This is a genomic window from Sulfurimonas sp. ST-25, from assembly GCF_048079205.1.
In the GTDB taxonomy this organism is placed as follows: Bacteria; Campylobacterota; Campylobacteria; order Campylobacterales; family Sulfurimonadaceae; genus Thiomicrolovo; species Thiomicrolovo sulfuroxydans.
In genome coordinates this window covers 1,011,504-1,024,194 of sequence record NZ_CP182225.1, presented here as the reverse complement: position 1 = coordinate 1,024,194, position 12,691 = coordinate 1,011,504, and the positions used below count along the sequence as shown (strand labels likewise).

Here is a 12,691-nt window from a genome sequence, read left to right as displayed (position 1 = left end):
GAAGCACACACATGCAACAGCCCTACGGACTCGATATCTGGGGTGACCAAAACTTCATCATTCGCGACGGGAAAGCCCACATCAACTACAAAAGCTCTCCCGCGCTCATCGATATTGCCGCGCAGATCCGTTCTGAGGGGATTACCGGTCCCGTTATTCTCCGGTTCCCCCACCTCATTTCCAAACAGATCGATGCCCTCTACGGCCACTTCAACCGGGCCATCGAGGAAAACCACTACCAGGGGCGCTTCAAAGCCGTCTATCCGCTGAAAGTCAACCAGTACCCGGAGGTTGTCAAGTCCATCGTGGAAGCGGGCAAGGATCACAAGTACGGCCTCGAGGCCGGTTCCAAGGCGGAGCTGATCCTGGCCATGGCCAACACCCCGACAGGCTCACCGATTACCGTCAACGGCTTCAAAGACGTCGAGATGATTACCATGGGCTTCCTCGCGGCACAGATGGGGCACAATATTACCCTCACCATCGAGGGGATCGGCGAACTCGAATCAATCATCGAAGTCGCCGAGAACACCTCTTTCCGCGTCCCGAATATCGGTATCCGTATTCGTCTGCACAGCGGCGGCAGCGGCATCTGGGCCAAAAGCGGCGGGATGCAGGCCAAATTCGGCCTCACCTCGACCGAGCTGCTCGAAGCTTTCGACCTGCTCAAACGCCACAACCTGCTTGACCGATTTACGATGCTCCACTTCCATATCGGGTCGCAGATGGATGAGATCGCCCCGCTCAAGCGCGCCCTGCGCGAAGCGGGGAACATCTACGCCGAGCTCAAACGGATGGGGGCGGATGCCCTGCGCGCCATCAATATCGGCGGCGGCCTCTCCGTCGAATATGCCCAGCACCCGGCGCAGCGGGTGCGCAACTATAGCCTTAAAGAGTTTGCCAACGACGTTGTCTTCCTGCTCGGCGGTATTATGAAGGCCAAAGGGGTCGAACACCCCAACATCGTCACCGAGTCGGGCCGTTTCATCTCCGCGTCGCACGCCGTCCTCGTCACGCCGGTCCTGGAGCTCTTCTCCCACGACTACCAGGAGCGTTCCCTCAAACTCAAGGAGGTTAACCCGCCGCTGATCGAGGAGCTGCTCGAACTGAACAACATGCTCACCTCGGGCAACAGTATTGAGTACCTCCACGACGCGCTTGACCACCTCGAATCCCTGCTCAAGCTTTTCGAGCTGGGCTACATCGACCTTCAGGACCGCTCGAACGCGGAAACCCTGGTGCACCTGATTATCAAAAGAGCGCTCTACCTCAAGCAGAGCAACCAGCTGCCCGAGATCGAACGGCTGCAGGAGCGGCTGCAGGAGCGCTACCTCGTCAACAGCTCATTCTTCCAGAGCATGCCCGATTATTGGGGGCTGAAACAGCACTTTCCCGTCATGCCGCTGGACCGGCTCGAACAGCCGGCCATCCGTGCCGCGTCGCTGTGGGACATCACCTGCGACAGTGACGGGGAGATCGGCTTCGATCCCACGGCGCCGCTCTACCTGCACGACGTCGACCTGGACGTCGAGGAGTATTTCCTCGGCTTCTTCAACGTCGGCGCCTACCAGGAGACCCTCGGGATGCACCACAACCTCTTCAGCCATCCCAGCGAAGCGACGGTACTGATCGACGACGACGGCTACCGCTTCACCAACCTCGACGAGGCCGAAGATATCCTCGAGATCCTTGATAATCTCGAGTACGACCCGGCCACCGTATTAAAACAACTTGAAACACGTATCGCCGAATCCGAATTTATGACAAAGGAAGAAAACCGTGATACACTTTCCACACTTAAACACTTTCTGGCGCAAAACGGCTACTTGCGTACAACGAAATAAAGGGGTTCGCATTGGGACTGTTTGCTGAGATCAGAGAAGATTTTTCGAACGTCTACCGCAACGACCCCGCGATCAGCAGCCGCTTCGAACTCTTCTTTAACTACCCCGGTATCTGGGCCGTCACCTGGTACCGTATCGCCAACCGGTTCTACCGGAAAGGGTTTCGCCGGACCGCCCGTTTCATCATGGCCATCAACCAGGTATTGACCAACATTGACATCCACCCGGGCGCGACGATCGGCCGTCGCTTCTTCATTGACCACGGCATCGGCGTCGTCATCGGGGAGACCTGTATTATCGAAGATGACGTCCTCGTCTACCAGGGCGTGACCCTGGGCGGGGTCAGCCTTACCCCGGGCAAACGCCACCCGACGATCAAAAGCAACGCCGTCATCGGCGCCGGTGCGAAGGTGCTCGGCGACATCATTATCGGTGAAAACGCCAAGATCGGTTCGAACTCCGTTGTTGTCAAACCGGTTCCCGACAACTCCACCGCCGTCGGCATCCCGGCGCGCATCATCGAAAAGGGGCGTGACAAAGACCCGCTCAGCCACAACAAACTTCCCGACATCGACAAGGAGCTCTTCGAGTACCTGCTCAAGCGGGTCGCCGTCCTCGAGCATATCCTGATGCAGGACAACGCCGAAATCCTCGAACAGGACCTCGAGCTGGAGCATATCTACGACTCCTTCCTCAAAGCGATGAAATGAACGCCGCGAAGTTCCTCTTCGCCGTAACACTGCTTACCGTCACCCTTCTCGCCTTCATCCCGACGTACGAGCCGCTGCCGGAGATCGTTTCCTTTAGCGATATTCTCAACCACTTTGCCGCATTTTTTACCCTCTATCTGCTCCATCTCTTTGCCTACCCCGCATTTTCATGGCGCTGGCGCGGTGCGCTCTTGCTCGGCTACGGCGTCATGATCGAAGCCGTGCAGGCCTTTCTACCGAATCGCTACGCTTCGTTGTCCGATGTCGCCGTCGACGCCGCCGCCCTGACGGCCGCGATGCTGCTTCACCTCCTCGTTTACCGCCTCAGAGCGCGCCGCGCTTAAATTTCGCTCCGACAGACCTTTTTCAACACTGCCCTTATGCTTATAGTGGTATAATTTCAGGATTTAACACTAGGGATTTTTCCCGCCAAAAGGCATAGAATGCAACTGACCGATAGAGTAAATGTCCTCTCCGAATCGATCACGATCGCCGTCACGGCCCTCGCGCAAGAGCTGCGTGCCCAGGGCAAGGACGTGCTGAGTTTCTCCGCCGGCGAACCAGACTTCGGTACGCCCCGCGTCATCAAAGATGCCGCTATCGCCGCCATCGAAAGCGACAAGACCCGCTATACGGCCGTCGACGGCATCCCGGAACTGAAAAAGGCGGTTATCGAGAAACTGAAACGCGACAACGGCCTGCACTACGAAATGAACCAGGTCATCGTCAACAACGGTGCCAAGCATTCGCTCTTCAACCTCTTTTCGGCAACGATCCAGGAAGGCGACGAGGTGATTATCCCCGCACCCTACTGGGTCACCTACCCCGAGCTGGTCAAATACTGCGGCGGCACTCCGGTCGAGATCTTGACCGACGATGCCAGCGGCTTCAAGATCACACCGCAGCAGCTGCGCAATGCCATCACGCCGAAAACGAAGATGCTGATCCTCACGACGCCGTCCAACCCGACGGGCGCCGTCTACTCCAAAACAGAGCTTGAAGGTCTGGCAGAAGTCCTCAAGGGTACCGACATCATCGTCGCCAGCGACGAGATGTACGAAAAGCTCATCTACAAAGGGGAGTTCACCTCCGCCGCGGCGATCAGCAACGATATGTTCCAGCGTACCGTCACCATCAACGGGCTGAGTAAATCCGTCGCGATGACAGGGTGGCGCTTCGGCTATATGGCCTCTGCGGATGCGGAGATGATCAAAGCGACGAAGAAACTGCAGAGCCAGAGCACTTCCAACATCAACTCCATCACTCAGTACGCTGCCCTCAAAGGGCTTGACGGTTCTGCGGATGAGGAGATCGAGATGATGCGCCAGGCCTTTATGGCCCGCCGCGACGAAGCGGTCGAACGCTTCAACGCTGTCGACGGCCTCTCCGTCCTCTCACCGGACGGCGCCTTCTACCTCTTTGTCAATATCAAAGAGATCACGGAAGACTCCCTCACTTTCTGCAAGCGCCTGCTCGAAGAGAAAGAGGTCGCCGTCGTCCCGGGACTCGGTTTCGGTATGGACGGCTACTTCCGCTTCAGTTTTGCCACCGACATCGAGAACATCCGCGAAGGGATCGCACGGATCGCCGACTTCGTCAAAACCTACTGATCTGCCTTCCGGGACGGCGGAACACGCCGTCTCGTACTACGTCCAACAACAATTCACTTAGAGATTTAAAAAAGAAGAGAGTGCCTCTCCCGCATTTGCAGAAGCCGATGGCGTCCTAGGCTTTGAGCAGCCGCGCCAGTTTGCCCTGGAGTTTCAACCAGAGTCTGTGTTCCATTAGCGGGAATCCGCCGTAGACATTGGCTTTATCGACACTCTTCGTCACCCCGCCGCGCGCGGCGATCGTCGTAAACGGGGCAATGGATAGGTGGCCCGCCGTCGCGCTCTGGCCGCCCATGACAACGTTGCGTCCGAGGCTGGAAGAGCCTGCAAGCCCCACCTGCGAGACCAGCACGCTGTATTCGCCGATGACGCAGTTGTGCCCCACCTGGACAAGGTTGTCGATCCGCACCCCTTTTTTGATCACGGTGCTCTTGAAGACGGCGCGGTCAATCGTCGTGTTGGAGCCAATCTCGACATCATCTTCGATGACGACGTTGCCGTTTTGATAGATCTTGATGTGCTCGCCCAGTTTCGTCGTTGCGAAGCCGAAGCCGTCGCTGCCGATCACCGTCCCTGCATGGATGATACAGTCGCTGCCGATCTTGCAGTCGCGGTAGACCGTGACATTGGGATAGAGGACCGTGTTGTCGCCTATCGTAACGTTGTTTCCGACAAAAACACCCGGCATGATATGGCACTGCTTTCCGATACGGCTCCCCTTGGCGACAAAGGCACCCGCTTCGATCACCGTCCCTTCGCCGACGGCGGTTTCAGGCAGGTCATGCTCCAGACGAAGAGGCGCGAAAAAAGCGGAAGCTTTTGCCAGTGTGATATAGGGTTCGTCAACGATCAGGGGAGTGCACTGTTCGGGCAGGTTTTTCGCCATCTCCTCCGTGACTAACACGGCCGCGGCATTCGTTCCCGAGAGCTGTGAAGCGTATTTCGGATTTTCCAAAAAGCTCACTTCATTCTGCCCCGCTTCCTGCAGGGCGTTGAGACCGTTGATCTCCCGCTCCTCCCCGCTGAAGGGAATGGCGAGTTTTTGGCAGAACTCACTCAGTTTCATGTGCTTTCGCCCTCCGTTTGGTGCTGATCCCCTCTTTGGCCAGCTTCGACAGCCGGCTCTGAAGCCGGGTCCAGAGACGATGTTCCATCAGTGGGTAGCCGCTGAAGATTTTACCGCTCTCCTTGATAGACTTTGTGACGCCCGAACGCGCCGTGAAGGTCGTAAACGGGGCAATCTCGAGGTGATCGGAAAAGGCCGTCTGACCGCTGACGACACAGTTGCGGCCCAGATGCGTCGACCCGCCGACGCCGACCTGCGCAACGAAGATACAGTGCTCCCCGATGTCGCAGTTGTGGCCGATATGCACGTTGTTGTCGATCTTGGCGCCACGGCGGACAATCGTCGAATTGAACAGCGCCCGGTCGATCGAGCAGTTTGCCCCGATCTCTACGTCATCTTCGATGACGACGTTGCCGTTTTGGTAGATCTTGACGTGTTCGCCCTGGGCCGTATGCGCGTAGCCGAAGCCGTCCGCGCCGATGGTACTGCCGCCATGGATGCGGCAACGCGAACCGATACGGCAGTCGCGGTAGATTGTCACATTGGGGAAGATCACCGTATCGTCGCCGATCACGACGCCTGATCCGACATAGGCGCCGGCCATCACCGTGACGCCCTTGCCGATCACCGTCCCCTTCTCGATATTAGCGCGCGGGTCGATGAAGCTCTCCGCTCCGATAACCGGTTCGGAGGCATCATGATCGATCAGCGGCGGGGCGAAGAGTGCCGTTGCCTTTGCCATGCTAAGGGAGACATCCTCGCAGACAAGTGCGATGCAGTGCTCCGGAACGGCATCTACGGCATCCGCTTTGACCAGCACGGCCGCGGCTTTTGTCGTTTCCAGGGAGTTGAGGTAGCGATTGTCGGAAAGGTAGGAGAGTTCTTCTGCCGACGCCTCTGCCAGCGTATTCATCGCACGAATCTCGCGCTCTTCACCCGGCAGCGGCGTACCGAGTGTTTCCGCGATAAGAGAGAGTCGCACCTAGCGCTCCAGGGCCACTGTACCGCTGCGGACGATCTCTTTGGGATTAAAACGTTTCACGGCTTCGAGGTAGTGCGAAACGCGTTTGGGCTCGTCGGCGACCATTGCGATGATCATGTCGTTGCCGACATTGACGATCTTGCCATTGTAGGCTTTGCTCAGCGTTTCGATATCGGAGAGGTTCTCCCCGATCGGGAACTTGACCATCGCCATCTCCTTCTCGACGAGATCGGCGTGTTCATAGACCCGCAGGACCGGGATGAGCTTGTGCAGCTGCTTAATGATCTGTTCGATCACCCGGACGGAACCGGAGGTCGCGATAGTGAGACGCGAATATTTCGATTCCGGGATCGGGGCGACGGTCAATGACTCGATGTTGTAGCCGCGGGCCGAAAAGAGGTCCGTGATCCGCGACAGGGCACTGGCTTCGTTCTGTAAAATGACCGATACAACTCTTCTTTCGTTCTGCATCATTTATCCTTGTATTCCAACATCATATTGAACAGCGAACCGCCGGCCGGGACCATCGGCAGAACGTTCTCGAAACGCGAAACGCTGACGTTGATCATCGCCACGACGTTCTTCTCGACCGCATCTTTGAGCGCGGCGTCGAACTCCTCTTTCGTCTCGACGTTGTAGCCGACCCCGCCGAAACTCTCGACGAGCCCGACCCAGTTGGGCTGCATGGAGAGGTCCGTCTCCGAATAGCGCTTGTCATAAAAGAGCGTCTGCCACTGGCGGACCATCCCCAGGAAATGATTGTTCAGGATGACGTTGATAACCGGCAGTTTGTACTCGACCGACGTCATCAGCTCCTGGATGTTCATCAGGATCGAGCCGTCGCCCGTGACGTTGATGCTGACGCGTTCCATATCGCCGCGCTTGACCCCCATCGCCGCCGGAAAACCGAAGCCCATCGTGCCCAGACCGCCGGAACTGATGAACTGGCGCGGCCGCGAGAAGGGGTAGAACTGAGCCGTCCACATCTGATGCTGGCCGACGTCGGTGCTGATGTTCGCCTTTTCACCCAGCAGCTGCCCGATGCGCTCGATGACCCACTGCGGTTTGATCGTACCCGCTTCCTCTTCGTAGCCCAGCGGATGCAGTTTGTTGAAGTGGTCGATCGTCTCCAGCCACGGGGCATAACGTTCCGGATCGACTTTACCCTTTGCCAGGGTCGTCATCTCTTCGACGACGTACTTGACGTCCCCGACGATCGGGTACTCCGCGTTGACGAGCTTGGAGATGCTCGCGGGGTCGATGTCGACATGGATAATGTCGGCGTTTTTCGCGAACTCGCTCAGCTTCCCGGTAACACGGTCGTCAAAACGGGCCCCCAGGCCGATGACCAGGTCCGTTTCGCTCATCGCCATGTTGGCAGCGTAGGAGCCGTGCATCCCCAGCATGGAAATCACGAGCGGGTTGTCCGCCCCCATCGTCCCGCGGGCCATGAAGGTTTCAACCGCCGGAATGCCCGTCATTTTCGCGAAGGCACGGACTTCGTCCGCCGCATTGGCGCTGATGATACCGCCGCCGAGGTAGAGCAGCGGGCGCTTGGCCGCGGCAATAGCCTCGATCGCCTTTTTGATCTGGCGGGCATTGCCTTTGGTCGTCGGCTTGTAGGTCTCCATCTCTACCGGTCTGCTGTAGTCGAACTCGGCGATCTGTGCGGTAACGTCTTTGGGAATGTCGACGTGGACCGGTCCCGGCCGCCCGGTCGCGGCGAGGTAGAAGGCCTCTTTCAGGACGCGCGGAAGGTCCGCCGCATCGGTGACAAGGTAGTTATGCTTCGTACACGAACGGCTGATACCGACGGAGTCGATCTCCTGGAACGCATCCGTTCCGATCAGCGACATCGGGACCTGCCCGCTGATAACGACGAGAGGGATGGAGTCCATATACGCATCGGCGATTCCCGTCACGGCGTTGGTAAAGCCCGGACCGGACGTGACCATCGCCACGCCGACCTTACCGGTTACCTTCGCATACCCTTCCGCCGCATGCACGGCCGCCTGCTCGTGCCGGGTCAGGATATGTTGGAAATCATCTTGTTTGTATATTTCGTCATAGACGTTCATGATGGCACCGCCGGGGTAACCGAATACGGTATCGACCCCTTCGTGTTTCAGTGCCTCAATGACCATCTGTGCGCCACTCATCTGCATGGCTTTCTCCTCGTAAAAACGTCTCGTAGATAGCACAGTGTTCTATCGGTTCCGAGACTCTATCTAAATAATGGGTATCTCCAGCTTTCTTCACGGTCTCAGCACTGCAGCGAAAGGCATAATCAAGGCGACGCTTTGATGGCCTGGCTTGAGCCAAGTCAAAAAGCGGCAACGCAGAGTATGTTGTTCGCTGCAGTGCCCTACGGGAGGGGTTTTGACGTACGATCTCTCCTCCGTTCCCTTCTTGACTTGGCCCAAGCCAGGCCTTCGCAGGAAACAAAGAAAATCTCATACGTCAAAACCGCTCTGAGAAACGCGAAGAAGGCTGGAAATACCCATAAATAAAAATGGGGTAATTATAGTCGATTAATCGTTAAACAGGGGTAAGTTTTTCGCTTAAATAAGGGGGAAAGAGGGATTTAGCGTTCCCCCTCCTTGCAAAAGTCTATTGCCACCCCTTCGCGCACTCCGTCGTCGATCACGACTGCGTCATTGTAGTCGAGTACTTCGTAGAAGAGCTCGACGATCACGATCCCCGCGACGATCAGCGCCTCGCGTCCCACACCGACATAAAGCGTGCGTGTCATATCGTCCAGCGCCAGCAGTTCCTGCAGCGCTTTCTCGCAATCGGGCCTGCTGAGTCTGTAGCCGTTGATCTTGGAGGGGTCGTAACTGTCGTAGGTCATTCCCTGCAGGAATGCGGCAATAGTCGTCGGAGTCCCGGCCGTCATCACGAAGGTAAGGGGGCGTCCCTTGGTAATGATGTAGGTATCCACAAAAATGTACACCTCACGCAGCAGTTGAAGCTGCACAAAGGTCCTGATCTCCGCGGGGTCTTCGCACTGCTGGGCCACCGTCACGATGCCGATGGGAAAACTCTTTGAGACCGTCTCGCCGTTTTGATGGAAGATCACCTCCGTCGAGCCGCCGCCGATGTCGATCATGCAGAGCGATTCCGACGACATCCCGAGTTCCGCCAGGCGCGCGCGGGCCGCCGTCAGGGCGTAAAACGCCTCCCGGTCGGCATCGATCACCTCGAACCGCACCCCCGTCTCCCCGGCAATCCGCGCAAGTACTTCGTCACTGTTCTGCGCCATGCGCATGGCCGCGGTCGTGACGGCGTGGTAGGGTGTCTTCTTCAGGTCGAACAGTGCGTCCGCCTCTTTGAGCGCTTCGATCACCCGCTCGACCGCGCCCTCGTCTATACGGCCTGTCTCGTGCATTCGGTCTGCGGTCTTGACGATCCGTTCGCATTCGCGGCCGAAGGTGCCCGTCGCACAATCGTATTCGATGGCGCGGCAGGTGTTCGACCCCAGATCGATCGCAACGACTTTGGCCATAGAGGTCAGTGCCCTTCCTGGCTGAGATAGCCGTGGTGGTGAAGGAGGTCGCGAATCTCGTTCTGATGCGCCTCGCCCTTCGTCTCCAGGTGGATCGTTACGTTGGCATCCCCGTAGTCAAGATCCGTCGAGGTGCGGTCGTAGGCGATATGCACGATGTTCGCGTTGAGGGATTTGAGCAGTTCCGTCAGCTGCATCAGCGACCCAGGGCGGTCGACAAGAGTAACGGTCAGTTTCATTTTCCGGAACGATTTGAGCAGACCCTTCTCGATAATAACGGAGAGCAGCGTGACGTCCACGTTCCCGCCCGAAAGCACGACGGCGACCCTTTTACCAACGAGGTGCGGCAGTTTTTTGTGCAGCAGCGCCGCAACGCCGACGGCACCGGCCCCTTCGACCGAGAGCTTCTGCTTTTCCAGCAGAAAGAGGATCGCGTTGGCGATCTCTTCGTCGTCGACGCCGATAAAACGGTCGACGCTCTCCAGGATGTATGCCAGGGTCTTCGGCGAGGTGTCGCGCACCGCGATCCCGTCGGCGATGGTACGGACCGAGGTCGTGTCGATCGGCCGCTTCGCTTCAAAGGATTGGCGCATCGCCGGTGCGCCGGTCGCGCTGACGCCGATCACCTCGATGGAGGGATCAATCTGCTTCACCGCGGCGGCAACGCCGCTGATAAGTCCGCCGCCGCCGACGGGGACGACCACCGCGTCGGGACGTTCGCCCGCCGCCAGCAGTTCCAGCCCCAGCGTCCCCTGTCCGGCAATGACTTCGTCATCCTCGAAGGGGTGGACGAACTCCAGCCCGTGCTCCGTACCGTAAGCGACGGCATGGGCGTAGGCCTCGTCGTAGTTGTTGCCGTGCAGGATGACTTCCGCCCCGAAATGGCGCACACCGTCCACCTTGGTCAGCGGCGTCGATTCGGGCATCACGATGACGGCACGGATCCCGAACTGCGACGCGGAGTACGCCACTCCCTGGGCATGGTTGCCCGCACTCGCCGCCACCACACCGCGCGCGCGTTCCGCGTCGCTGAGCGACGCGATCTTGTTGTAGGCACCCCGGATCTTGAACGCACCCGTAATCTGGAGGTTCTCCTTCTTGAGGTAGACCTCGCAGCCGCTCATTTCACTGAGATAGGGCGCAAAGGCGTAGGGGGTCTTCGTCACGACGCCGCCGATGCGTTCGGCGGCCTGTTCGATCTTGCTGAAAGGGAACAACGGTACTATCCCAAAAGATGGCGGTGTTCGACCATCGTGCAGTGGTTCTGAACGACTTTCATCCCCGCCTTTTCCGCTTTTTCGGCAGCCGCGTTATTGACGATCCCCTTCTGGGCCCAGAAGAACTTCACATCGCCGCGCGCGATGCAGGCGTCCGCGACGGCATCCAGGGCCGCCGGCTTGCGAAAGATGTCGACCATATCGACCTCGAATGGGATCTCAGCCAGGGAGCGGTAGACCTTTTCGCCGAGGATCTTCTCCTCTTTGGGGTAGACAGGAACGATCTTATAGCCCGCCTCTTTGAGGTATTTCGCTACACGGTGGCTGTCCTTGCTCTCATCGGGGGAGAGCCCGAGAACGGCGATCGTCTTGGTCGCTTCGAACATCGCCTTGATCTCATCGCTGTTGGCGTTTACCGTCGGGAATTCGCACTCCATATCGTTCCTTTTTTTCGGGAATTATAACACTTTCTCCTGCCCCTTCGGTAAAAGCCCCCTTCCCCGCCGTGCGGCACGGTTCACTCCGTCTTTTCCGCCGCTTCCGATGCATCCGATTTTTTCTTCTTGGCGAACCCCGCCCCCTTCTTTGTTTTGGCCTTCAGTTCCAAAGCCTCCACCACGGGCACATACGCCATCCCGCTTTTTTTCATCTCGGCGAAACAGGCGGCGATGACGGCGATCGTATTGGGCACTTCGCCCTTCTTCTTGTACGACTGCAGGTTCTTTTCGCTCACTTTGATCAGCTTGCTGAATTTCGGCAGCGTGATCTCCGCATCCAGCAGCAGTTTTTTGAACTCTATAAACGTCATCTTGCGTCCTTTCGATCCCGAATTATAGTCTTTCCTTTCGCTATGCTCTATTGACATGATAATATAAAAAATGTATTATGGTAATAATTTATTACTAAATTTAGTAGTAAAAACAATCCAAAGGGAGCAAAAAATGGCAAAGGTCCTGAAGAAAAAAGCGGTAGCGAAAGTGGCGAAAAAGGCGGCCAAGAAAGCAGTGGCGAAAAAAGTGCTGAAGAAAAAGGCAATGAAAAAAGTCGCGAAAAAAGTGACAAAGATCGTCCTGAAGGATAAACCGGCAAAGATCAAAGTCGCCAAGAAAGCGGCTAAAAAAGCGGTCAAGAAAGCGGCCTGATCCCCTCTCCGCCGCAACAAAGCGGCGGCCTCACGCCAACGGCCCGTCGACGCACGGAGCGCGCAGACGGTTCGCGCTCTGCCGACAGAGGCCTCCTTCTCTTTTCCCGACGAAAGTACCTCTCCTAGTCCAGGTAATCCGTTTTAAAACTTTTGAGTGCACGCGTCCAGAGGTCAAAAGAGTCTTCGACGTTGCGTGGCGTCACGCCGTAATCCAGGTTGACGTCCATCTCCAGACACGGGTCACCCTCTTCGTCGAGATAGGCCTTTCCGAAACGTGTATCCCGGTTCCACCGGTTGATCGTTTCCATCGTCATCTGCGCTTCGCTCCACCCTACTGTGAATTGAATACTTTTGCACGCCGAGCCGTCCTCCTCGCACCCGTAAAAGTAGATGCCATACTTCGTCCCGTCAATGCGCCCGATAATGTAGGGGGCCCCGTTACTGCTCGTTTTAAGCGTCGCGCTGCCGAACCCTTTTGCCATGCTTTCGATCGCTTTTGCCCCCTCTGCCCAGAGCAGATCATCGGCGTGCAGCAGCGGGAGGTTTGGCATGAACACGCAGGCGGTAAGGAGTGGCAGGGCCACTGTGTCGTTCCGTTTCATATGCGTTCCCT

Annotated in this window: 14 protein-coding genes; 5 read left to right on the top strand and 9 right to left on the bottom strand. The window is 57.5% G+C overall.

Annotated features, from left to right (window positions below):
• Nucleotides 1-11: 11 nt before the first annotated feature.
• From speA to ACM66T_RS05190, 4 genes are all read left to right on the top strand, one after another.
• A complete protein-coding gene (gene speA, locus ACM66T_RS05205; RefSeq protein WP_231020972.1) occupies nt 12-1,844 on the top strand; it encodes a biosynthetic arginine decarboxylase in 1,833 nt (610 codons plus the stop codon).
• 11 nt (nt 1,845-1,855) lie between these two features.
• Entirely contained in the window at nt 1,856-2,554 is a 699-nt protein-coding gene (gene cysE / locus ACM66T_RS05200) for a serine O-acetyltransferase (protein ID WP_231020971.1), read from the top strand.
• Nucleotides 2,551-2,898, top strand: a complete 348-nt coding sequence (locus tag ACM66T_RS05195; protein ID WP_231020970.1) for a VanZ family protein — start codon at nt 2,551-2,553, stop codon at nt 2,896-2,898. Before cysE ends, ACM66T_RS05195 begins: the two co-directional genes overlap by 4 nt.
• A 99-nt stretch (nt 2,899-2,997) precedes the next feature.
• Nucleotides 2,998-4,164, top strand: coding sequence for a pyridoxal phosphate-dependent aminotransferase (locus ACM66T_RS05190; RefSeq protein ID WP_231020969.1), 1,167 nt, complete (start codon nt 2,998-3,000; stop codon nt 4,162-4,164).
• Nucleotides 4,165-4,279: 115 nt separating this feature from the next.
• On the opposite strand, the gene lpxD (ACM66T_RS05185) is transcribed toward ACM66T_RS05190, so the two are convergent.
• The 8 genes from lpxD (ACM66T_RS05185) to ACM66T_RS05150 all read right to left on the bottom strand — a co-directional run bounded on the left by lpxD (ACM66T_RS05185) (nt 4,280) and on the right by ACM66T_RS05150 (nt 11,742).
• Nucleotides 4,280-5,230, bottom strand: a complete 951-nt coding sequence (lpxD, locus tag ACM66T_RS05185) for a UDP-3-O-(3-hydroxymyristoyl)glucosamine N-acyltransferase (protein ID WP_231020968.1) — start codon at nt 5,228-5,230, stop codon at nt 4,280-4,282.
• A complete protein-coding gene (gene lpxD, locus ACM66T_RS05180) occupies nt 5,217-6,212 on the bottom strand; it encodes a UDP-3-O-(3-hydroxymyristoyl)glucosamine N-acyltransferase (RefSeq protein WP_231020967.1) in 996 nt (331 codons plus the stop codon). Before lpxD (ACM66T_RS05180) ends, lpxD (ACM66T_RS05185) begins: the two co-directional genes overlap by 14 nt.
• Nucleotides 6,213-6,686 (bottom strand): acetolactate synthase small subunit, encoded by a 474-nt coding sequence (ilvN, locus tag ACM66T_RS05175; RefSeq protein WP_231020966.1) that lies wholly within the window; start codon nt 6,684-6,686, stop codon nt 6,213-6,215.
• Complete coding sequence (locus ACM66T_RS05170) at nt 6,683-8,377, bottom strand: acetolactate synthase large subunit (protein ID WP_231020965.1); 1,695 nt, start codon at nt 8,375-8,377, stop codon at nt 6,683-6,685. The genes ilvN and ACM66T_RS05170 overlap by 4 nt, the downstream gene beginning before the upstream one ends.
• Before the next feature lie 419 nt (nt 8,378-8,796).
• Nucleotides 8,797-9,717 carry a phosphatase gene (locus ACM66T_RS05165; RefSeq protein WP_231020964.1) on the bottom strand — a complete coding sequence of 307 codons (921 nt, stop codon included), beginning with the start codon at nt 9,715-9,717 and terminating at the stop codon, nt 8,797-8,799.
• 5 nt (nt 9,718-9,722) lie between these two features.
• Nucleotides 9,723-10,934 (bottom strand): threonine ammonia-lyase, encoded by a 1,212-nt coding sequence (ilvA, locus tag ACM66T_RS05160; RefSeq protein WP_231020963.1) that lies wholly within the window; start codon nt 10,932-10,934, stop codon nt 9,723-9,725.
• 5 nt (nt 10,935-10,939) lie between these two features.
• The gene (locus tag ACM66T_RS05155) at nt 10,940-11,371 is read right to left on the bottom strand and encodes a CoA-binding protein (protein WP_416768845.1); all 432 of its coding nucleotides are present in this window, start codon (nt 11,369-11,371) and stop codon (nt 10,940-10,942) included.
• Nucleotides 11,372-11,451: 80 nt separating this feature from the next.
• Nucleotides 11,452-11,742 carry a hypothetical protein gene (locus ACM66T_RS05150; protein WP_231020961.1) on the bottom strand — a complete coding sequence of 97 codons (291 nt, stop codon included), beginning with the start codon at nt 11,740-11,742 and terminating at the stop codon, nt 11,452-11,454.
• 133 nt (nt 11,743-11,875) lie between these two features.
• Between ACM66T_RS05150 and ACM66T_RS05145 the strand changes: the two genes are divergently transcribed.
• Nucleotides 11,876-12,076 (top strand): hypothetical protein, encoded by a 201-nt coding sequence (locus ACM66T_RS05145; RefSeq protein WP_231020960.1) that lies wholly within the window; start codon nt 11,876-11,878, stop codon nt 12,074-12,076.
• A gap of 124 nt (nt 12,077-12,200) precedes the next feature.
• On the opposite strand, the gene ACM66T_RS05140 is transcribed toward ACM66T_RS05145, so the two are convergent.
• Nucleotides 12,201-12,680: a YbjN domain-containing protein gene (locus tag ACM66T_RS05140; protein WP_231020959.1), complete on the bottom strand. Its 480-nt coding sequence runs from the start codon at nt 12,678-12,680 to the stop codon at nt 12,201-12,203.
• Nucleotides 12,681-12,691: the final 11 nt, after the last annotated feature.